This window comes from Halothiobacillus sp., assembly GCF_028710545.1.
Lineage (GTDB): Bacteria > Pseudomonadota > Gammaproteobacteria > Halothiobacillales > Halothiobacillaceae > Halothiobacillus.
Map to the genome: position 1 here is coordinate 1 of NZ_JAQTTX010000017.1, position 22,009 is coordinate 22,009.

Below are 22,009 nucleotides of genomic sequence, written 5' to 3' on the forward strand. Positions count from 1 at the left end.
TCGGCGTAAAAACCGGGCAATGCTGCTTGGAAAGGTCGTCGTTTGTTGTGAAATTTGAGCTGGATTCGGCCACAGGCATGATTCAGTGGCTGAATTCATTGAAAATCTCGGGTTATTCGAGCTGCCCATCTGTTGAATAAATCCCCCTCAATCACCCTTTTGCAAAGGGGGAGGCAGGAAAGCCACCTTATTGCACAGAGGAGGCAGGACAAGCCTGATTTTGAAAACAGATTGCTCGCTTTGAAAAAGCCCCCTTTTTCAAAAGGCAATGCCACCCCCCTTTGAAAAAGGGGGGCAGGGGGGGATTTACCAACCTGCCCTATCTGTTGAATAAATCCCCCTCAATCCCCCTTTTGCAAAGGGGGAGGCAGGAAAGCCCCCTTATTGCACAGAGGAGGCAGGACAAGCCTGATTTTTAAAACAGATTGCTTGCTTTGAAAAAGCCCCCCTTTTTTCAAAAGGCAACGCCACCCCCCCTTTGAAAAAGGGGGGCAGGGGGGATTTACAAACGGGTCGCGTCTTTTTAGAACGTCACGACATCAACGGATAATGCCCGTTCTCGTCGTGCACTTCCTTGCCGGTCAGCGGTGGATTGAACACGCAGATCAGGCGCATGTCTTCCGTGCCGCCGCGCAGGTAGTGGCGGTCATGGTTATTGAGCAGATACATCATGCCGTCGCTGATCTTGTGCGTGGTGTCGTTGGCAATATCGTGGATTTCGCCATTGCCTGCCACGCAATAAACGGCTTCGATGTGGTTGGCGTAATGGATGTAGGTTTCCGTCCCCGCGCGGATAATGGTGTCATGGAAGGAGAATCCGACACCGTCATCGGCCAGCACCAGGCGGCGGCTGACCCAGTTGCCATTCTCGGCTTCCACTTCCCGGTCAGTACCCAGAATATCGGGTGTCAATCGACGAACAATCATGCGGTAACCTCTTGCTTGGTTGTGGGATGTTTTGCGGCAGTCGCTTCAATCGCGGCTTCCAGAATATTCAGACCCTTGTCCAGCTCCACATCAGAGATGGTCAACGGAGCGAGGAACTTGATGACCTGATCCGTCGCGCCTGCCGTTTCGGCGAGCAAGCCGTGCTCGAAGGCTTCGCGGGATACTTCATTACAGAAGCCCTCGATGGATGATTCGATGCCCCAGATCATGCCGAGGCCACGTACATCGCTGATGTGATCCGGAAAACGGTCTTTGATTGCGCGAAAACGTTTCTCGACCCCTTCACCTTTGCGACGAACTTCCTTGGCGAAGTCATCGTTGTCCCAGCGCTTGAGCGCCGTAGCACCGGCAACGAACGCGAGACTGTTGCCCCGGAAGGTGCCGGTATGCTCGCCCGGCGACCACTGATCGATTTCGGGGCGCATCAGCACGATCGCCATGGGCAAGCCCGTACCGATGGATTTTGAAATGGTGATGATGTCCGGCGTGATGCCTGCCCGCTCGAAACTGAAAAAGTTACCCGTGCGGCCATTGCCAACCTGGATATCATCGATGATGAGCAGAATGTCCAGGTCGCGGCACATTTTTTCGAGCTTTTTGAGCCATTCAACGCTGGAGACGTTGATGCCGCCCTCGCCCTGGATCGTCTCGACGATAATGCCAGCGGGCAGTTCATAACCGGAACTGCCATCCTCGTAATAACGGCGCATCATGTCGATGCTGTCCATCTGGTCTTCTTCATCGAAATAATGATCGAACGGCATCTTGCTGACATTCAGCGGTACGCCGTAATAATCATCGTGATAGAACTCGTTGCCGGTCACGGCGAGCGCACCGAGCGTATGCCCGTGATAGGCATTGGTGAAAGCGACGATCTTCGAGCGCTGCTTGACCTTGCGCGCCAGCTTGAGCGCGGTTTCCACGGCATTGGTGCCTGTGGGGCCGACGAACTGGATTTTATAGTCCATCCCGCGCGGCAGCAGGATTGTTTCCTGAAACTTCTTGATAAAGTGGTACTTGGCATCAGTCGCTTTATCCAGCGCGTTCAACATGCCGTCCCGACGGATGAAGTCGATCATCGCCTCTTGCACGGCTGGGTCATTGTGGCCGTAGTTGAGCGACCCGGCACCGCCAAAAAAATCAATATACGATTTGCCGTGGTGGTCCCAAACCGTCGCGTTTTTGGCGCGGGTAAAAATAGTCGGGAAAGAGCGGATGTAACCGCGTACATTGGATTCATATTTTTCGAACAGATCAATGTCCATCAAAAGTTCCTCGGTGCGTGAAAATGAGCGGATTTAGCGCAGGTCGATCGAATAGAGATCTTCCGGTTGGTGACCGGTGTCCTGCCCTGAATTGAGTAGTTCTGAAGAGAGATAGGGCGAAACCGTGAGTGGGCGCTCCAGCCGCGCGGCCCAACGACGGAACAACGCCTGAGAAGCCGTGTTATCGGGGGATATGGTCAGTTCGATTCGACGAATGTCTTCGAACCATGTGCGCCGGGTGAGTGCGTCGAGCAGACCGGAAGCCACGCCACGCCCTCGCCAGTCGGGGTGAACGGCTACCTGCCAGATGAACAAGGTATCTGGCGCACGGGGCAAGCGGTATGCGGTAAGAAATCCGCAGAGCACCGAATCAGATTCGGCGACCACACAGGTATCGCGAAAGTGATCCGAGAGCAGAAAATAGAGGTAGGCCGAATTGACATCCAGCGTACCCGCTTCAAGCACCATCCGATGAATGCGCGCCCCATCGTCAAGGCGCGGTTCTCGATAGTCTAAGGTCATGATTTTATTTCGTCAGCTGCACCAAAAAAGGCGGCTGCGTTAATTCAAATGAGTCAAGAGGGTAACGCGATGAGCGCCGAATTTCAAATCGCATCCGGACTTTTTGCCCCGGGAAACAGGTGAAAAACGCACTATTACCCCGTTCGTAATCCGCTCCAACACCCTTCGGAACAACCCGCGCCATGAGCCACAAGCCGACTCAATCAACCCAAAGCAACCGACTGTTATATTTGGATTTTCTCAGAGGACTCATGCTCGTCGGCATCACGCTTGGGCATTTCGGGCCCACCTTCGAATGGCTGATGTGGCAACCCTTGGGATTCTTCAGCAATGCCGAGGGCTTTGTTTTACTTTCCGGCACCATATTCGGACTGGTCTACGCCAAACTCGAGCAACGTGATCCTGCTTCCATGGCCATCAAGGCAAGATATCGCGCGTGGGTCATTTATCTCAGCCATTTTGCGCTGCTGATTTTTGTCGCGCTCTACACCTGGCTTACCAACGGCTGGGCGGATGACTGGCATAGCCACGCCCAGTTCATCGCCCAAGCGCCCGCGCTGGGGTTGATACTCGGCACGTTGCTGATCTACCAGCCGCCACTGCTCGATATCCTGCCGATGTATGCGCTGTTCGTGCTTGTCGCGCCGGGGATCATCCGACAATTAGTCGCCGGGCGCGTTTGGCTGGTATTGAGTGTCAGTCTGCTGGTCTGGTGGTTGTTCTCGCAGGTGATTGCAGGTGGGCACTGGCGCACGGCGCTCGCTGAATCGATGGGGCTGGGCTTTCCGTTTCAGGTCGGTGAATTCGATCCCCTCGTCTGGCAAATCCTGTTCTTCGCCGGCGCGGCGCTGGGCGTTCGCATGTTCCAGCAACGTCTGCCTCGGCAACCGCAGATCGTGCTCGCGCTCATCGCCATGGTCGCGGTCGTGTTATTTTTCGGTTTGCGCCACGAGCTGATACATGCCCCCACCTTCTGGAACCCCGCCTGGGTGGATCGACACCAACTGGCCGGACTGCGGCTGGTCAACATCGCCGCGCTTGCCTACACGTTCTGGACGCTGCTGTATCTGGCACGCAAAGTGGATTGGCCCGCCTGGGCACTGACACTACCGAAACCGTTCGCCTGCCTCGGGCGCCATAGCCTGGCGGTGTTCAGCACGCATGTGGTGCTCATTTATCTCACCATTCCGATTCAGATGACCTACCCGCTGTTCTGGCGTTATGTAATCGGCCTGAGCCTGATATTCATCCTGTTGGCGCTGGCTTGCGGACTGGATGTTCGTGCCAGGCGGCAGCGGCAGGCGCAGTCCATATCCGCCCGGTGACAGCGGCGCGATTCAGGTACCGCAGAATGTCGTGAACGGTCCGAACGACGCGGGTGCCGGTTCGGCGTACTTCTGCCACTCGGGGCGATTTTCAAACGGATGCGTGACCGCCGCGAGCAACGCGTGAAAAGGCGCAAAATCACCCTCACGCACCGCGGCCTCAATCATTGCTTCCACCTGATGATTGCGGGGGATGATCACCGGGTTCACGGCATCCATGCGTTCGGCGCGCGCATCGGCCGTCCGTTTTTCCTGTGCCACGCGGGTGTTCCAGCGCTCAAGCCAATCGGCAAAATCCGCCGAGCCATTGAACAACGAGCGCAGCGGTTCTGAATTACCGCGTACCGCCGTCGATAGTTGTCTGAAACCTTGCGTGAAATCGACCCTTTCGGACTGCATGGCCGTCAGGAGCCAGTGAATCAGTTCCGTATCGGCGCTATCGCTCACACCCGTATCGCTACTCAAACCGAGTTTGGGGCGCATGGCCGCCAGCCAGTGTCGGGCATAACGGCCCGGGAAATCAGCCAGAACGGTATTGGCTTGCGCAATCGCTGCGTCACCATCCGTATCGATCAATGGCAATAGGGTTTCTGCAAATCGCGCCAGATTCCAGCGCGCGATATTCGGTTGATTGCCGTAGGCATAACGCCCCTGCAAATCGATCGAACTGAATACGGTTTTCGGGTGATAGGCATCCATGAACGCGCAGGGGCCGTAATCGATGGTTTCGCCCGCGATGCTCGTGTTATCGGTATTCATGACGCCGTGCACGAACCCGATCGACATCCAGCGCGCCACCAGATTTGCCTGCGCATCGACCACCGCTGCGAGTAACTCGATATAAGGCGAAACGCTGTCCTTCAAGGCAGGATAATGACGATTGATGACGTAATCGGCGAGCTGTTTCAACCGAACGGCATCCCCGCCGCGCGCGGCGAGAAACTCGAAGGTACCTACCCGGATATGGCTCGTCGCCACCCGTGTGAGGATGGCGCCCGGCACCTCGCCCTGGCGCCACAGCGTTTCCCCGGTAGTCACCGCCGCCAGCGCACGCGTGGTTGGAATGCCTAGGGCATGCATGGCCTCGCTGACCAGATATTCTCGCAGCACCGGGCCGAGGGCCGCCTTGCCGTCGCCGCCGCGCGAGAACGGCGTTCGCCCCGCCCCCTTGAGCTGAATATCCCGCCGTTTTCCGTAGCGATCGACCACTTCCCCCAGCAGCAGAGCCCGACCATCGCCCAGCAGCGGCACAAAATTGCCGAACTGATGCCCGGCGTAGGCTTGAGCCGACGGTTCCGCGCCGGCAGGAAGGCGGTTTCCGGAAAAAATCTGCGCCCCGGCTTCATCGTTTGGCAAATCAAGCCCCATCTCGGCGGCCAGTAATTCGTTCCAGGCGATCATTCGCGGGTTCGGCACGCGATCTGCTTGGGCGGGCAGACACAAGTCATCGACGGCATAGGCCAACGTCTGCTCTAAACACCAGTGCGAAGAATCCTGCTTGGGAGAAAAAGACATGAGAACCCTCGATACGAAAAGGCGATACAGCAAACAGTATGGCCTGATGAACAAAAAATCGGGAGGAAGGAGGAAAAAGATAGCAAAACCATCTAGTATAAGAGGGGCTTAAACAGCACAGAGGAGATTGAACATGAGTAATAATCGTTCCGAGAGCGCTTCTGCGCCCACCCGTCGTCATTTTTTGAGCGTTGCCGTCAAATCGGCTGTACTGATTCCAATGGCCGGTATGGGTATGGCGCGTATGGCCGTCGCCGCAGACTTACCGCACCTCTCGCCTTCCGACCCGACAGCCAAGGCATTAAGCTACGTCGAGGTGGCCTCCGAAAGCAAAAGCTCGGCGTATAAAGCGGGTGATGCCTGCGATAACTGCGCACTGTATCAAGGGGACCGCAAAGCCGATTGGGGGCCATGCGCCGTTTTCCCGGGCAAAGATGTCTCAGCGAAAGGCTGGTGCACCTCGTACGTGAAGATGAGCTAACGCCCAAGCCACACAACAGCAGGCGAATTCGCAAAATCTCGCATCATGTCAACAAAGCCCGCGCATTGCGGGCTTTGCTTGTTTTAACTTTAGGGAAGCGCTGCACAAAAGCAGCTTTGCTTTGAGTAGCAGGTATGACTCGGCAAATCCCCCCAGCCCCCCTTTTTCAAAGGGGAGAGGGCAGCCCTTTCTTTTGAGCGAGAGTGCCTCCCCCTTTTCAAAGGGGGGAGAATCAGCCCTTGCTTTTGAACGAGAGCGCCTCCCCCTTTGTAAAAGGGGGAACGAGGGGGATTTAAGGGGGCTTGTCTTCATGCAGGGGGCTTAACAAATTGAGTTGCTCATTTAAGTCATTGCCCGTATAAACAATCAGGCAAACAGACATCATCATTCGAGGCGAAAAGCCCAATTTCAGTGATCGGGGGAGATCAAATGGCCAAAATGCCAGAACGCTATAACGCACCACATCGGCGCATTTTCACGCTTGTGCTGCTCATCACGGCAATTTATATCGGAACACCCGTTTACGCTGATGCCACGACCGGTACCGCATCGGATAGCGGAGTGGAGATGGTTGGCAATGTGGCGTTCGTCGATCACCTGATCAACCTGCCCGCCGATTTCGCTGTCATGCGCGAAAAGAAAATTCCGATGATGATTTTTTTCCACGCCAGCTACTGCGGTTACTGCAACCAGGTGGATGATCAGTTCCTGATCCCCATGCGGATGGACCCCGAGTTTCAGGGCCGCTTGCTGATCCGCCGTGTGAAGGTGGACGCCGATACCCAGTACATCGGGCTGGATGGCAAAAAACACGATTATCCTTATCTCGCCAACAAGCTGGATGTGCGTGGCGTGCCCTATATCCTGTTTCTCGCCCCCGATGGCTCACGCATTACCTCGATCCAGGGCACCGCCTACGATTATTACGACTACTACCTGAGCAAGGACATCAACCTCGCCACAGACTGCGCCAAAAATCCGGGCCAGAAGAAATGCGACGGACGGGCGGACGGGCCGGGGCTCAATTAAGAAATCGGCAAGAATCCTCCCCGGGCTTCATGCCGATATGTCAAAAGCGGTACTGCCCGGTCCATCACGGCGCGGTTGCGCCGTGGCTTTATCCCTGCGCGATCATGCCTGTTCGTTGAGAGAGGCCATGTCGATCACGAAGCGGTATTTCACATCGCTTTTGAGCATCCGCTCGAAAGCTTCGTTGATTTCCTGGATATTGATGACCTCGACATCGGATGTAATGCCATGCTGCCCGCAAAAATCAAGCAGTTCCTGAGTCTCGGGGAGGCCGCCGATGAGCGAACCGGCGATGGATCGGCGCCCCAGAACCATAGGTACGGTGCTGAGCATGGTATCGAGCGCACCAAGATAGCCCACCAGAACCAGAGTGCCGTTGACCGACAGGGTGGGTATATAGGGATTGAGATCATGAACATAGGGTACGGTATCGATGATCAGATCGAAGCGCCCCTGAACTGACTCCATCTGCTCTGTGTCGGTGGAAAGCACCACCTGATGCGCGCCCAGACGGCGGGCATCGGACTCTTTGCCTGGTGATCGGGTAAACAGTGTCACATCGGCACCCAGGGCATTGGCGAGTTTGAGCGCCATGTGGCCCAGGCCACCCAGACCGATCACGGCCACCTTGCTGCGTGGCCCAACCTGCCAGTGGCGCAGCGGCGACCAGGTCGTGATGCCTGCACACAGCAAGGGGGCCGCACCGGCGAGATCCAAACCTTCCGGCACCTTGAGTACAAACTTCTCGCGTACAACAATCTTTTCGCTATAGCCACCAAAGGTAGGGCTCTGGTCCCGACGATCCACGCTGTTGTACGTCATGGTGGGAAAGGCCTCGCAGTATTGCTCAAGGCCATCGGCGCACGAAGCGCAGTGCTGGCAGGAATCCACCATGCAGCCAACACCCACACTGTCGCCGGGTTTGAAGCGAGTCACCTCGGCCCCCACACTGATCACTTTGCCGATAATTTCGTGACCGGGCACCATGGGGTACATGCTATCTGACCAGTCATTACGGGCTTGATGCAGATCCGAATGGCACACACCGCAATAAAGAATCTCGACGACCACATCATCAGGGCGGGGCTGACGGCGCTCAAAACGGAAAGGTTTCAAGGCATCTGTCGGCGATTGCACTGCGTAACCGAGTACGTTCAAGGTCATGTTTTTTGCTCCATTGGAAAATATGCCTTAAGAGCGTAGCAGAGTAATTTATTATCGTGCTACTTAATGACCCGAACGGGAAGCTGGCGCAAGCCCGCATTCAGACACGCCTTGGCCGATACATGCCCTGCACGGGAAGATCTGCATTTTTGCAGACCTTCTTAAAAAAACACCCTCGGCAGCCAACGCACCAGTTCCTCGTGCGTCTGGGCCCACTGTGATGGTGGCGCTTGGGTATCGCCATAACAGGCGGCATCAAGGGCGTGCAGCGCGGCCATGAACCGTGGATTGGGGGCGCGGCAAATCATGCCATTGATACTCGATTCGCCCGTCAGCCAACGCAGTAACTGCAACACGGCCTGTGGGCTATCCAACGCCGCCAGCTCGACCTGCGCCGCCCGGTGACGACGACGGCGCTGCCACCGTCGCCAGGCATCATTCAGCGCAAAGCCGGCGCCATACGCCAACGCAAGCAGCAACAGGCCTCGCCACCACCAGAATTCCACAGCCTGCGCCAGGCGCACACCGGCCGGCGCGGACCAATGCAGGGTCCGCCCAGGCAGTATGGCCTCGCTCAACACCTGACCCGGCGCGTCACCTCGACTGTCGATAAATGGCAGGCGCAGTGCGGGCAGCGTTCCTTGGGTGCTGCCCTTGCCTTCGGGGTCGGGCAAGAGCGAAATACGAATATCGAAGGTTTGCGCGAGTAGGTCAGTGGCGGGCACAGGCGCATCCGGCGATCGGTTGATTTGGGCATGGCCGATACCCAGGGCGGATGTGCCGAGCAATTGTTCTTCCAGCAGTTTACGCAGCGCGTATTCACTCAAATCACGACCGGTGATGTGGAGCACCCAATCCACCGGTTGGCCAGCCGCCATCGGCGGTAGCGGTTCCTCGGTGATGCGCAAGGCCGGCGTCACCGGCAGATAGGCGGGCCAGAATCCGGGCAGCGGGCGCACGGTCAGGGTGCGCGCGACGGGTATGAACGCGTAACGGGTATCGGCATCACCCACTTCGCGGAATGTCATTTCTGCAAAACCCAATGAAACCTCACCTGCGGACAGAGGTGTCACGGCAAACCGATACACGCGCACATTCGCCATACGGCCATCCACCGACATCAACTGCTGGTTGATGTCGATACGGCGTGCTTCGATATGATCGCCTTGCGGGCGATGCAAGGTCAGCGAGGCGATGGATTTGTTCCTGTCGGTTATTGTCAGTGTCACCAGAAATGGCGCGCGCAGCAAGAATCCGCCTGGCGTGGCGACAATCTCGGTGCGAATGCTTACCCCGTCGGGCAGATGTCCGGCACCCGCCGTGGTATCCAACTCAGGTGTAGGCGCCAATGGCGTGACGGGCCCGAAATCCTTCGGCACACTGAAAGGTGTTGTCGTGATTTTCTGCGGCTGGTTTTGTGGCGTGGGAATATCGAACGCCCAGGCTGGTTGCCCGATCAAACCAAGTATGCCCAACCCTACGAACACCCATCGTTGCATAGGGAGGCTCTGCGGAACCACCAAGGGTCTCGATGCAAGGGGAATAGTCACCGCCATTCTCAAGCGTCGCAACGCTAACGCGGGCTTGCGCCTGCTTAACGCAGAGCTGGCGTAAGCCCGCATTAAGCTGACGAAGTCCGCAAATAGGCCCTTGGCAACCCACCCCAATCCCCCTCGTTCCCCCTTTTTCAAAGGGGGAGGCGCATAAGCATGAAAAAAGGCTGACCCACCCCCCTTTTCCAAAGGGGGGCAGGGGGGATTTGCTCGCACTCGATATTGCCAACGCTTGGATGGTCTCCTCACCGAACTCATGGCACCTCCGTCGGAATTGGCTGATTTTTGCCCGGCGCGGAGATTGTCGGCAGATGATAGGGCTGCTGGCGCAACAGGCCATCGAGCAGTGGCGCGGGCGCATCGTGGATCAGATTCAACTTGGCGCGCGCACTGCTGGCCGTGGCCTCGTTCAACACGAAAGGCGTCGCGGAGGCATTTGCCGCCGGACTGGCGGGTTGTGCGGCGATACTCTCAGTGGCGCCATCGGATTTTTGGATTTCCTTGTCCATCCGGCTTTTCGTCGGCTCTTGGTAATAACCGTAGGTCGCGATTTGATGCCCCTGAAATTTCGGGCTGTCTTTGCCGTTTTTGGCCGCCGTTTGCAGGATTTTCTGCAGAATATCCCGGTTATTGAGCGCCGCGTCGCTCAACTTTCGGGGCAATGGCTTGATCGAAAGTACATGATTGAACGCATCCAATGCGGCGGCATAACGCCCGGTCATCGTCAGCGCATTACCCAGATCGAAACTGGCCATAGCGGCCTGATCCGGCGTCGAGGCCAACCAGATGGCCTCTTGCCATTGATCCACCGCAAAGGCGTAATCCGCCCGGCGAAACGCCGCCAAGCCCGCACCCAGTCGAGCTCCGAACCCTTTGGCGGACGCAAACTCGACCTGTGCTTCGGCGTAGGCGCCCCGCAGCAGCGCCCGATTGCCCGCCGCGCCCCGCCGCTCATTCGCCGAATGGCTCAACCAGTCCTCGGCCAAGGGCGTGGAAATCGCTTCAGCCGCATGCGCACCAGTAGGCGCCGTGACCACACCTGCCCAGAATGCCGTCTGAGCCAGCATGAGCACAGCCCCCAAAGCGGCGGGCGGCACATTGGGTCGCAAGCGCCGAAGCGCGGGTTGCAACATCACGCCAACGGCAATCAATGCACTCAGCCATGCCAGCAACAACGGCAGGGCATGCAGTGAACGCTGTGACTTTACCGAGTTTTTGTCCGGCGGGCGGTTCGGCATGGCATCGACAGCCTGTCGAACAAAGGCGACATCCTCGGGCAAGGTGCGGGTTTGCGCCGCTGCTCCATGCGTCAGCCCGGCAAGCTCGGCCACACGTTCCGGTGACGGATCGCTGGTCAGCACCTGCTCTTCGGTATTTTTCATCGGCAGCCCATCCTTACGCATCGGCCCGCCTTCACCTGCGACAGTCAATGCGATCAGTCGCACATTGGCCTTGTTCAACGCCTCGGCGGCCGCGAGCTGCCGACTGCCCAAGGCAGCCTGAAAACTCGCCGAATCGCCACTGGTCAGCCAAACGACCGCACCGCCGTGCATCTGCGGCATCCGGGCGATCCAGTCGAAGGCCCGATCCGGTCTTGGAACGACCAATGGATGATTCAGCGTGGGCAGTTGTTTGAGATAGAACCCGAACAGGCCGGCATCGCCAGCGGGCGGCAGGAGCAGGCCCGGTTCATCGTTGTACACCATCAGCCCCATCCGGTGACCAGACAAATCACGAGCCATCAGCCCCAGCAACGCCACCGCCCGTGACAGGCGATCCGGGCTGACATCCGCCACGCTCATGGCGGCGGAATCATCCACAAGAAACAATACCGGCGGGCGAGTGGCCAGCGTGTCATCGCCCGCCTTGGGCACTTGTGGATCGGCCAGCGCCAAACAGAGAAACAACCAGAATGACAGCATCAACAACCAAACCACACGCCCTCGCCACCGTGCCTCTTCTTGGGACAACCGCACCAATGCCCAGGGTTGCAACGGCTCATCGGCGTAATGCATCAATTTCTGGCGGGCGCGCAGTCGCCAGATCAGCAGCCCCAATGGCAACAGAAGCAGGCCAAGCCAAAGCGGATGCGCGAGTTGCGGCATCACGAGCGGCCTTTGCGACAACCAGATGAAAACATCGTGCAGGCCAAGCACGGAAGCGGCATGAGAGAGAAAGGACATGCTCATCCCTCCGCCCCCGGCTCTTGCCACAACAGGGCTTGTGCGAACAGAAGCAGCAAGGCCGCCAGAATCACAAAACCGGCGTAGAGCGGTATGTGTCGGCGCTCGGTCGATAACGCCGCTTTGGGGGACTCGCTCAAGGCGACCTGATTGGTCACCTCGTTCATGGCGGCAATATCGCCCGCAAGAATCGGCTTGCCACCCGTCAGATCGGCCAGCTCCGCCAGACTGGGCTGGCCTGCTTCCGGCGGACCGCCCTTCGGTGCGAGATTCACCGTGAACAGATGGATATGGTAGCTGCGCGCCAGTACCAATGCTTCGGCAGGCGTCATCAAGCCGCCGGTGCTGAACCCATCGGTCCAGACCACCAGCAACGGCGCGGGCTGACCGGCCTGACTCTGCGCGGCGATGCTGCGAATCGCCATTGCCAGCCCATCGCCCAACGCCGTATCCGAACCGTTGATTCCGGCGCGCAGTTGGCGAATCCAGTATTCAAGCACCGCATGATCGGCGGTCATCGGCACCAGCGTGCCCGCCGAATCGGTCACAACGATCAGCGAAAACCGATCTTGAGGGCGGGCGGCAATAAACCGCAACAATCCCTGTTTCATGGCATCGATACGGGAAATAAAGTGATCCTTGCCTGCGGGAAAATCCTCCGCCTGCATACTCGGGCTGGCATCCACCAGCAGCAGGATGGAACGCGCGGGTGGCGGGGCAGGAATGAAATCGCCTTCCCATACCGGATTGGCCAAGCCGATGACCAGTGCCGCATACGCGCCAAGCCATAACCCGGCGATCGTTTGAACCCGGCGTGAAGGCGGGCGTGAATTCTCGCTCCCCTCAACCAGTGGGTGACGCAGCATCACGGCGGCCGGGCGGCTGGCGAGATAGCGCCTGATCGGTGCATAGAACCACGGCAGAGGCAACAAGGCAAATAGCCACCAGGGCGCGGTCATGCTCAGTGCAGAGGGCATATCGAAGCCAATCATGATGATGTCGCCTGCGGGTGAGTCGCGCAGCGCGCGCGCGTGAGCGTGGCGATGTTATCAAGCAAGGTCAGCCAATCGGTGGTGGGTGCCGCCGGGCCGAAACGCAGTGCGTCCAATGCGCCGATCTGCACCTGCCACTCGCGTGGCAGCGCGCGCCGATCCACGCCCGGACGCATGCGAAAATAACGCGCCAAGGCCCACATCAGGGCCGCGCCGACCGGCTCCGGCGCACTGCTGGGGTCTCGTTGCAGCAAATGCCGCAATCGGCGGATCTGCCAACGCAGCAGGCGGCCGCGCCAATCACGCCAGAACCAAAGCCCGAATCCAATCAGCACAACAAGCACAAAGCCCCAAAACACCAGACCGAACGCATGCGCAGCAATGGCGTCCACAAGGGCGGCCCGCGCCTGTTCAGCAACGGGCGGCTGCGTGTTCATCCACACATCCACCAGCCCCTTGGGCGCCCCTTGAGGCAAACCGCCCGGCGGGTGAATCAACAGATCACGGCTCATGGCGGGCCTCGTCGCCTTCGCCCGGGTGACGACCAAAGCCCGTCAGCAGCAGTTCGGAGAATGCCTTGAGCAATTCGGGGACGTCGGTTGTGGTATCGACCTCATCGAACAGCCCGCCGACAGCCAGACAAAACGCCCGAACCGCATGCTGACGCTCGGAAAAACGCGCGGCCAGTGCCGCACGCATTGCCGGATCATGGGTATCGAGCCGCTGCGGGCTTTTCGGTGGCATGGCCGCGAAGGTGACCGTGCCCATGTCGGTAAGCATCCGTTCCGCGGGGTCGACCATCGAAAGCAGCATCAGCCGGTGTTTTCTCGCCAAGGGCAACCACCCCATCATGCTGGGATCTTCTGCATATTCGGTCTGAAAATCGCCGATCACGATCACTAATTGCCCATCCGGGAGACATCCCTGCAATCGTCCGCGAAACCCCGTCCAGTCAATCGGCTGCGGTGCGGCAGGCGGCGCAAGCCACAAGCCGATCTCGTGGATCTGATCGAGCAGGGCGGCACGACTGGTGCCCGGGTGGCGGGTGGCGCGCGCGGTCAGCCCCGGTGTGTGAATGGCTACGGACAAATTCTGATGCAGGGCCGCCGCCGTCAGCAGATGCGCCACCGTCAGTGCTTGGGTAATCTTGAGTTGGCGGCGGGTGCCGAAGAACATCGAATCGCTGGTATCGAGCACAATATGGCACTGGCGCTGTGCCGGTTCACGAAAAATCCGCACGACCGGCTCAGCTGTGCGTGCGGAAATACGCCAGTCGATCAGATGCGCCGGTTCACCGGGTTGATAAGCGCGCAATAGCTCAAAATCCATGCCTTGGCCAAGGCGTACCGCGCGCTGATCGCCCGGAAACAAGACCGCAGCCGACATATTTTCGGGGGCGAGCGGCGGCAATTGCCCGCCCAGATGCCAGGCAGTTTCAATCGCTTCGGGCGAGGGCACAACATGAGCACTGGTCGGGGCCGCGCTCCGTGCCGGACGTCTTAAAAAGGCAGGCCACATGTGCCGTATCAAATTCACGGTGTGGATCAAGGCAAGGGGATTTCGGTACACAGCCTGGCAATCAATGCATCACGGCTCAACCCCGAAACCAGTGCCTTGGGACTCAGTATCAAACGGTGACGCAGCGCGTCGCCGGCCAGTTCCAGCAAATCGTCCGGCACGATGAAATCACGCCCATTGAGCCAGGCCAGCGCCTGCGCCGCCTGCACCCAGGCCAGCGCCCCGCGGGGCGAGGCACCAACCAGAACCATGCCTGCCAACGATTCCAGCGCCGGGGCTGCTTTCTCTGGCGCACGGGTAGCCGCGACCACATCCACCACCCAGTGCTGCAAGGCCGCATCGCAATGCACCGCCCGCACATCGGCGCGGGCTTCGAGCACTTCATCAACGGTCAGACCCGTCGCCTCGTCGTCGGCACGGCCCAGCGTGCCTGCCAATGTGCGCGCCAGAATGTCGTATTCATCCTGCCGTTCGGGGTAAGTGAGCGACACATGCAGCATGAAGCGATCGAGTTGCGCTTCGGGCAACGGGTAGGTACCTGATTGCTCCAGCGGATTTTGTGTCGCCATGACCAAAAACAGCGCAGGCAATTTGCGACTCTCGCCCGCTACGGTTACCTGCCGCTCCGCCATGGCTTCCAGCAGCGCCGATTGCACTTTGGCCGGCGCGCGGTTGATTTCATCGGCGAGAATGATTTCGTTGAACAACGGGCCGGGCTCGAAAGAGAAACTACGGGTCTCGGGGTGATAGACCTCGTTGCCGAGCAGGTCGGCTGGCAAGAGATCCGGCGTGAACTGTACCCGTTTGAAACGCGCATGGACGCCCTCGGCCAGCGCCTTGACCGCCGTGGTTTTCGCCAGGCCCGGTAGCCCTTCGACCAGCAAATGCCCGCCGGTCAGCAAGCCAATCAATAGCCGATCAACCAGCGCGGCCTGGCCGACGATGTGGTGAGCGAGGTGCGTTCTGAGCGCGGCGATGGCTGTGGGTTCGGTCATAAGGAAGCCTGATTGGTCGGTGAAGTCGCAGGATAGATTACAGAGTGCCCGGCCAACTGCCATTCGGGGAAGCCAACAGCGAGCCGTCGGGCACTAAAGCCGCGCTCACGCAAAGCGGCCACGGCATCATACGAAAAAGCACAATAACGCCCCCGACAGTAGGCCACCACGGGGCGCGTGGGGTCAAGTCGGTCGAGTGCAGAGGCGAGTTGATCCGGCGGGATATTCACCGCGCTCGGCAAATGGCCCGCTGCAAACTCCTGCGGTGGGCGAACATCAATCAGCGTGATGTCACCCGCAGCCATTTGTGGCTGCAGTTCGTCCAACGTGATGGGCGCGAGCGCATCACGTGGCGCCAGGTGTGTGGCCACCAACGCTCGAACTTCGGCCAAATGCCGATCGGCCAAAGTGTGCAGCGTATTGAGCAAGGTAACCACTTCCCCATCAGCAAGCTGATAGATGATGTATTTACCTTGACGATTCGCCCGCACGAGGCCCGCTTGCTGCATTTTCTGCAAATGCTGAGAGGTATTGGCAATCGTCAACCCGCTGACCTCGGCCAATTGCTCAACCGAGCGCGGGGCTTGGGCGAGGTAATCGAGCAATTCCAGCCGACGACCGCTGCCAAGCACTTTGCCCATGCGCGCGAATTGGTCGTTAAGGTCTTGTTTGAAAGCCATGAGTGATCCGTTGGTAACGTTTATTTAAGCATTCAATCATATTGAAGAATGTTGATCAATAAGGGCGTGCCTTTAAGGCGCTTCATGTTGGGCGAGGCAGGCGTCTTCGGTGCAGGTCATCACCGCTTGACGGCTAAACGCGGCTTCGACGATCAATGCGACCCAGGCACCGGCCGCAATGGTAGCAAGCGCGATGAATGAGCCCAACGCCAGCGTCGAGATACCGCTGAGGCCATGACCCACCGTGCAGCCCATGGCCAGCACACTGCCGACACCAACCATCAGCGCCCCGATGATCGTGCGGCCCCATTCCGACCAAGAGCGGGGAATCGTCCATTGAAACTCACGGCGAACAAGTGCGCTGATGAAACTGCCCAGCAAAAGCCCCGCCACAGCCACCACACCAAAGGTAATCGTAGCGAATTGGGTTGGGTGTTGCAGGTAGTAGACAACATCCCCCATTGGCGCGCTGAAGGTGAACGATTGCAAGCCCAAACCCTGTTGCGGGTTATTCATCATTTGTGCCGCATCTGACGCCGCTTGCCCCAATGACCCGCCGGTGACCCAAAAAGCAAGAGCGACGACCAAGCCAATCAGCACTGCGCCCAACCAGCCCAGGCCATTTGCGCGTAGCGGCAGCCAACGCCAGGAAACAAAAAACAGCAATCCACTGATGGACAGCGCCAAAACCCAATACAATGCGCTGCCGCCGCCCAGCAGACTGGCCAGATCCTGATGCTGAATGCCAAACGCGGTGAGGTTGGTGCTCAAGTGGCCAACCCAGGGCAAAAAAGCCGAGGCATATAGACTGGTGCGTGTCATGGCGTAAGCCGCCAGCGCCATGAAGACGACGGCCAGCAGCGCCTGAAGATTCCCTTGAGTGACCTTGACGAGGCTACGCACCGGGCAACCGCGAGCCAACACCATACCCACGCCAAAAATAAAGCCACCGATGACATAGCGCCCCCAGGCAAAATCGGGCGAGCGGTACGCCGGACGCGTCGCATCTAGATCGATACCAGTGAGTGATTGGATCACGGTAGTGGCGAGCAGAGCGACTCCGATGGCGGCCAGATAGACTGCCAGACGCCGTCCGTCCCGCGATTGCCGATAGCTGCCGAGTCCACCGACCAGGCAGAAGCGAGAAAACTGAGCCGCCAGACCGAACACAATCGACAGGCCGAGCACCCAGGACAAGTAATGAATGATGACGGGATCCACGATAAAACTCCTTTCCGACTCAAAGGGATGTGTTGGCTTGGATGATGGCCTGCATTTCATCGACCGGCGGCAACACGACCGCACTGACGGTTTCGATGAACTGTTCGCGGGATTGGCTCAATGTGGGGTTATGCCGCTTCTCGAACCCGATTGTTGAGCAGGGCTTGCCACTAATGCCGCCGCCGCAGACGCTGCCAGCCTGCGCGCCCGGCAGAATTTCCAGATAGTCGGGCAGACACAGGAGGCGGTTGACCAGCGAATCATAAAGATGATCGGCCATCTCTTGAGTTCGTCCTTGCAAATCAGGCCGACCGATGCTGCCGACGAACAGCGCGTGCCCTGTCAATACGAACCACGGCTCATCACCACGAGAATGATCGGTTACGAGCAGGCAGATGTGGTCTTCGGTGTGCCCAGGCGTGTGCAACACTTTGACCGACACATTCCCCAGTGTGAGCGTTTGCCCATCAGTCAGCGGCAAGAATTCGAACGGCAAGCTGAGATCACTCTCATGCAAAGCGTATTTTGCCCCCGTCAGTTCGGCCAAGCGACGCCCGCCCGATACATGATCGGCGTGAATATGGGTATCCACGACATAGTTAATTTTTACTCCTCGCGCCTGCGCCATCTCCACGAAACGCTCTTCGTCCCCGGCGTGGACATCGACGGCCATGGCCAACCCTTTGCCCGCACAGCCAAATAAATAAGCCAAAGACGCGTGTTCACAAACGACTTGCTCAAGAAACATAGCTACCCCCTGATGAGTTGAGAAATCTCTGAATTCGATGAGCGACAGCTGAAGGCTTTTGCGCTCCGATTGCTCAATCATTCAATCATATTATTGATTGAATGGTCAACTTGTTTCATACTGTGCCGGATGGTTGGGTGGTTTGCTCAACCCACCGCTGACCAATCACACCACCGGAACAAAGAGGCACCCATGCACGTCAACCAGGCCATCACCTACGGTATTCGCCCCAATGCAGCTCAGTTCACCCTACAGTTGCTGCAGGTGTTTCTGGTGGGCAGTCTGGTGGGGATGACCCGAACCGTTCTGCCGGAACTGGCTGAGTCCAACTTTGGTTTGACGGCGGGATCTTTTTTGGCGCTGGCCACCTTTGTTGTCGTGTTTGGGCTGGTCAAAGCGCTCTTGAATTTATTCGCAGGCACCTTGTCGGATCGCTGGGGGCGGCGGCGCGTGCTCATCGCCGGATGGGTGAGCGCCTTGCCCATTCCCTTGCTCATCCTGTACGGCCCGAATTGGGGCTGGATTATTCTTGCCACCGTGTTCTTGGGCATTAATCAGGGTCTGAGCTGGTCCATGGCCTTGAACAGCAAGCTGGATCTCACCCATGCGCGTCAACGCGGGCTGGTCAATGGCTTCAATGAGTTTGCTGGATATGGCGGAGTGGCGATTGCCGGCATACTGTCGGCCCTGGCCGTTCATGCACTTGGTGCGCGCACTGGGCTGTTCATCTTTACACTAGCGATTATCGTGCTGGCATTGTTGATCGCGCTGGCGGCGGTTCGGGAAACGCGTCCCTGGGCCATGTTGCATCAGGGCAATCCCACGATCGAGCCAATTGGAATGCGCGCCTTGTTTGCTTATGCCAGTTGGAAAAATCGATCACTGCAGGCCCTTAATCAAGCCGGTCTGGTGGAAAAATTCACCGATGCCATGGTCTGGTTGTTTTTTCCGGTATTTTTCATGGCCAAAGGATTGTCATTGGTCGCCTCCGGTTCGTTGATCGCCATCTACGGCGTGGTTTGGGGCGCAGGACAATTGATTACCGGCCCCTTGTCGGACCGAATCGGCCGAACGATCATGATCGTCGGCGGCATGTGGCTTTGCGGCTTGGGTGTGGTCGCCGTCAGTTTGAGCCACTCGATAGGGCTTTGGGGGCTGGAACTGGCATTGATCGGCATTGGCATGGCGATGCTCTATCCCACTCTGGGTGCGGCGGTGGCCGATCAGGCCGAACCGGCCCAACGGGCGAGCATTCTGGGTATTTATCGCTTCTGGCGGGATTTGGGCTACGCCGTGGGCGGGTTGCTCCTGGGTCTGACAGCGCAATGGAGTGGTGGAATTTTGCTACCCTTTTGGCTGGTTGGATTGTCCATGGCCGCCTCCGGGTTATGGGTGGCCGTGGTTGCGAATAAAAGCCAATAAAAATTACCCATTCAATAACAATAGGTTGTCTTGACATCGAAGGAAATCATGATATCGATTTGGTGATTTTTTGTTCAACAGGGTGAATGCCACGTCTTGTTAACTCCGCTTTACACGGGCTGATTGCCCGATCAAGTTGAATACCGGCAAGTGATTAGGCAAACTGCCATGATTGTTTGGCAAAGGAATGCGCTCATGAGTTCTGTGAAAATCCACACCGGTTTTTCTTCACCGTTGCCACTACTTTCTCGCTTTCGAACTTTATGCTTGTTACATGTCTTTGTGGTTTTGATCACGATGATGTGCACAGGTTTTGTGTCTGTCGCTCACGCAGATTTGTATCGCTGGACAACCAAGGACGGGATGGTGCATTACGGCGATAACATGCCGTCATCGCAAGCCATGGATGGTTATGATCTGATCAACCCATCCACCGGTGAGGTAGTACGGCACATCGACCGGGCGAAGACACCACAGGAACTCGCCGCCGAAGCCGCCGCCAAAAAGGCGGAAGAGCAAGCGGCAGAAAAAAAGCGCACAGAAGAAGAAGCACAAGCCCGACGTGATCACATGCTGCTGGATCTTTACAGCAACACGTCCGATCTGGAACGGGCAAAATCGCAACGGCTGAGCGAAATTGATGGCCTGATCAAACAAACCCAGAACGCACTGGATCGCGCCATTGAGCGATCTAAACACGCTCAGGCATCATCGGAGCAAAAAGCGGCGTTCAAAGATATGCTGCAATTGCGCAAAAACCTGTTCGATCTACAGGAGCGCCGCAACGAGACCGCCAAACGGTTTGATGAAGATCTTCGGCGCTTCGAACAACTACAGGCCAAAGACAAGCCCGAACAATCAGATCAAGCAGTCCAGTAGACCGTCCGCATCAAGGCTTGTCGGCGAAATACCCGGCAACCGCCAGGTCATGCACGCGCACAATACCGGCCGGAACAACCCGTGCCGCTGGCACAAGCTTGGGCGCGTAACCCAACATCTGAGTCTCATGGTGAATGGCGTTGCCACAAGCTGAAAAACGTACGCCTTGCGCACTGAGCTTGCCAATAAATGGATCTAGCGGGTTGTCATTCGCAAAAAGCAGCTTGATTCCGGGGCCGAAGGCAACCACCTCGACATCGACCTTACCTTTGCCATAGCGCTTGAGCAAATGTTCAGCAACCGCCAGCACCTCGTGTCGTCTGCTGGCATCGGCATCGCTGATCTGCAGCACATACCGAGCGGCGACATCCGGTGTTTCCGCCTTGATGGCTTCGACGCTTTTGGCCTGAGGGTAATGCGCGGCCTTGATGAGTGCGGCGACATCCACATGCGGTGTTTGGGCGGGCGGCGCGGCCAGACTGGCCACGGGCAGCAGAACAGACAGACTGAACACGCCTGCCAGACAGAGCGGTTTGATGCGGACAGAGCTGATCATCATGGTCATTCCTATGTTCCGAGTTGGGACGACCGAGATTAGACCAATATAGATGCATTTACTATTAAATTATAAGGCAAATCAGAATCGCCCCGGATTTGCATGATCAACCACGAATCAGGGTGCCGACGCCCTTGTCCGTCAACAACTCCAGCAATACGGCATGCGGGACGCGCCCATCGATGATCTGAACCGTTTTGACTCCGCCGCGCACGGCATCCAAAGCAAAATCGATCTTTGGCAGCATGCCGCCGTAAATCGTGCCGTTTTCGATCAAGGCTTCGACATCCCGCGCCGAAAGGCCCGTCAAGAGCTTGCCTTCCTTGTCCAGAACACCGGCCGTATTGGTCAGCAGCAACAGTTTTTCCGCACCCAACACCTGCGCGATCTTGCTCGCCACCACATCGGCGTTGATGTTGTAGGCGGCGCCATCCTCACCCACGCCAATCGGCGCGATGACGGGAATGAAATCCTTGCTTTCCAGTAAATTGAGAATGGATGGATCGATACTTGCCACTTCACCGACGTGACCGATATCGATGATTTCCGGTTCCAGCATATCCGCCGTTTGGCGGGAAACCTTGAGCTTTCGGGCGCGCACCAATCCGGCGTCTCGCCCCGTCAACCCCACCGCGCGGCCACCATGACGATTGATGAGCGCCACGATGTCCTTGTTCACCAGCCCGCCCAGCACCATCTGCACCACATCCATGGTTTCCCGATCCGTGACGCGCATCCCCTGAATGAACTCGCCCTGCTTGCCGAGTTTTTCAAGCAACTGATTGATTTGTGGACCGCCACCGTGCACCACGACAGGATTCAGCCCTACCTGTTTCAACAGCACGATGTCGCGGGCGAACGCGTCCTGCAAGGCTTCATCCACCATGGCGTTACCGCCGAATTTGATCACGATGGTCTTGTCGAACAGCCGCTGGATATAGGGCAGCGCTTCCATCAATACTTCGGCGGTCACCTCTGGGGCGTAACTGGTCATGATGTTCCTCAAAAAAATT

Annotated in this window: 21 protein-coding genes; 5 read left to right on the forward strand and 16 right to left on the reverse strand. The window is 57.8% G+C overall.

All coding sequences use genetic code 11. The features are described from left to right. Nucleotides 1-531: 531 nt before the first annotated feature. The 3 genes from PHD44_RS04905 to ectA are packed head-to-tail and all read right to left on the reverse strand — an operon-like array spanning nt 532 to nt 2,735. A complete protein-coding gene (locus PHD44_RS04905) occupies nt 532-927 on the reverse strand; it encodes an ectoine synthase (protein ID WP_300188677.1) in 396 nt (131 codons plus the stop codon). Continuing rightward, nucleotides 924-2,213, reverse strand: a complete 1,290-nt coding sequence (ectB, locus tag PHD44_RS04910; protein WP_300188680.1) for a diaminobutyrate--2-oxoglutarate transaminase — start codon at nt 2,211-2,213, stop codon at nt 924-926. The genes PHD44_RS04905 and ectB overlap by 4 nt, the downstream gene beginning before the upstream one ends. A 33-nt stretch (nt 2,214-2,246) precedes the next feature. After that, the gene (gene ectA, locus PHD44_RS04915; RefSeq protein ID WP_300188683.1) at nt 2,247-2,735 is read right to left on the reverse strand and encodes a diaminobutyrate acetyltransferase; all 489 of its coding nucleotides are present in this window, start codon (nt 2,733-2,735) and stop codon (nt 2,247-2,249) included. Nucleotides 2,736-2,917: 182 nt separating this feature from the next. Between ectA and opgC the strand changes: the two genes are divergently transcribed. Next, nucleotides 2,918-4,060: an OpgC domain-containing protein gene (gene opgC, locus PHD44_RS04920; RefSeq protein WP_300188686.1), complete on the forward strand. Its 1,143-nt coding sequence runs from the start codon at nt 2,918-2,920 to the stop codon at nt 4,058-4,060. 12 nt (nt 4,061-4,072) lie between these two features. On the opposite strand, the gene PHD44_RS04925 is transcribed toward opgC, so the two are convergent. Then, a complete protein-coding gene (locus PHD44_RS04925) occupies nt 4,073-5,575 on the reverse strand; it encodes a YdiU family protein (protein WP_300188689.1) in 1,503 nt (500 codons plus the stop codon). Nucleotides 5,576-5,708: 133 nt separating this feature from the next. Here PHD44_RS04925 and PHD44_RS04930 point away from each other — a divergent pair, with 133 nt between their 5' ends. Continuing rightward, nucleotides 5,709-6,056 (forward strand): high-potential iron-sulfur protein, encoded by a 348-nt coding sequence (locus PHD44_RS04930; protein ID WP_300188691.1) that lies wholly within the window; start codon nt 5,709-5,711, stop codon nt 6,054-6,056. A 429-nt stretch (nt 6,057-6,485) separates the two neighbouring features. Then, nucleotides 6,486-7,085 carry a thioredoxin family protein gene (locus PHD44_RS04935; RefSeq protein WP_300188694.1) on the forward strand — a complete coding sequence of 200 codons (600 nt, stop codon included), beginning with the start codon at nt 6,486-6,488 and terminating at the stop codon, nt 7,083-7,085. Nucleotides 7,086-7,187: 102 nt separating this feature from the next. On the opposite strand, the gene PHD44_RS04940 is transcribed toward PHD44_RS04935, so the two are convergent. The 10 genes from PHD44_RS04940 to PHD44_RS04985 all read right to left on the reverse strand — a co-directional run bounded on the left by PHD44_RS04940 (nt 7,188) and on the right by PHD44_RS04985 (nt 18,139). Then, nucleotides 7,188-8,249: an NAD(P)-dependent alcohol dehydrogenase gene (locus PHD44_RS04940; protein ID WP_300188697.1), complete on the reverse strand. Its 1,062-nt coding sequence runs from the start codon at nt 8,247-8,249 to the stop codon at nt 7,188-7,190. Nucleotides 8,250-8,410: 161 nt separating this feature from the next. Next, the gene (locus tag PHD44_RS04945; RefSeq protein WP_300188699.1) at nt 8,411-9,748 is read right to left on the reverse strand and encodes a hypothetical protein; all 1,338 of its coding nucleotides are present in this window, start codon (nt 9,746-9,748) and stop codon (nt 8,411-8,413) included. Between the two features lie 308 nt (nt 9,749-10,056). Continuing rightward, nucleotides 10,057-11,985, reverse strand: a complete 1,929-nt coding sequence (locus tag PHD44_RS04950) for a VWA domain-containing protein (protein WP_300188702.1) — start codon at nt 11,983-11,985, stop codon at nt 10,057-10,059. Between the two features lie 2 nt (nt 11,986-11,987). Further along, the gene (locus PHD44_RS04955; protein ID WP_300188705.1) at nt 11,988-12,977 is read right to left on the reverse strand and encodes a VWA domain-containing protein; all 990 of its coding nucleotides are present in this window, start codon (nt 12,975-12,977) and stop codon (nt 11,988-11,990) included. Beyond that, the gene (locus PHD44_RS04960; protein ID WP_300188708.1) at nt 12,974-13,489 is read right to left on the reverse strand and encodes a hypothetical protein; all 516 of its coding nucleotides are present in this window, start codon (nt 13,487-13,489) and stop codon (nt 12,974-12,976) included. Before PHD44_RS04960 ends, PHD44_RS04955 begins: the two co-directional genes overlap by 4 nt. Beyond that, nucleotides 13,479-14,495 carry a DUF58 domain-containing protein gene (locus PHD44_RS04965; protein WP_300188711.1) on the reverse strand — a complete coding sequence of 339 codons (1,017 nt, stop codon included), beginning with the start codon at nt 14,493-14,495 and terminating at the stop codon, nt 13,479-13,481. The genes PHD44_RS04960 and PHD44_RS04965 overlap by 11 nt, the downstream gene beginning before the upstream one ends. 26 nt (nt 14,496-14,521) lie before the next feature. Beyond that, entirely contained in the window at nt 14,522-15,490 is a 969-nt protein-coding gene (locus tag PHD44_RS04970) for a MoxR family ATPase (RefSeq protein WP_300188713.1), read from the reverse strand. After that, nucleotides 15,487-16,170, reverse strand: coding sequence for a metalloregulator ArsR/SmtB family transcription factor (locus PHD44_RS04975; protein WP_300188715.1), 684 nt, complete (start codon nt 16,168-16,170; stop codon nt 15,487-15,489). Before PHD44_RS04975 ends, PHD44_RS04970 begins: the two co-directional genes overlap by 4 nt. A gap of 72 nt (nt 16,171-16,242) precedes the next feature. Beyond that, a complete protein-coding gene (locus tag PHD44_RS04980; protein WP_300188718.1) occupies nt 16,243-17,391 on the reverse strand; it encodes a YeeE/YedE family protein in 1,149 nt (382 codons plus the stop codon). Nucleotides 17,392-17,410: 19 nt separating this feature from the next. Further along, on the reverse strand, nt 17,411-18,139 hold the full coding sequence (locus tag PHD44_RS04985; protein WP_300188721.1) for an MBL fold metallo-hydrolase: 729 nt from the start codon (nt 18,137-18,139) through the stop codon (nt 17,411-17,413). A gap of 192 nt (nt 18,140-18,331) precedes the next feature. Here PHD44_RS04985 and PHD44_RS04990 point away from each other — a divergent pair, with 192 nt between their 5' ends. Continuing rightward, on the forward strand, nt 18,332-19,561 hold the full coding sequence (locus PHD44_RS04990; protein ID WP_300188724.1) for an MFS transporter: 1,230 nt from the start codon (nt 18,332-18,334) through the stop codon (nt 19,559-19,561). A gap of 300 nt (nt 19,562-19,861) precedes the next feature. After that, nucleotides 19,862-20,440, forward strand: a complete 579-nt coding sequence (locus tag PHD44_RS04995; protein WP_300188806.1) for a DUF4124 domain-containing protein — start codon at nt 19,862-19,864, stop codon at nt 20,438-20,440. A gap of 10 nt (nt 20,441-20,450) precedes the next feature. Here PHD44_RS04995 and PHD44_RS05000 read toward each other — a convergent pair whose 3' ends face one another. Next, on the reverse strand, nt 20,451-20,999 hold the full coding sequence (locus tag PHD44_RS05000; protein ID WP_300188726.1) for a hypothetical protein: 549 nt from the start codon (nt 20,997-20,999) through the stop codon (nt 20,451-20,453). A gap of 103 nt (nt 21,000-21,102) precedes the next feature. Beyond that, nucleotides 21,103-21,990 (reverse strand): acetylglutamate kinase, encoded by an 888-nt coding sequence (gene argB / locus PHD44_RS05005; protein ID WP_300188729.1) that lies wholly within the window; start codon nt 21,988-21,990, stop codon nt 21,103-21,105. Nucleotides 21,991-22,009 lie beyond the last annotated feature (19 nt).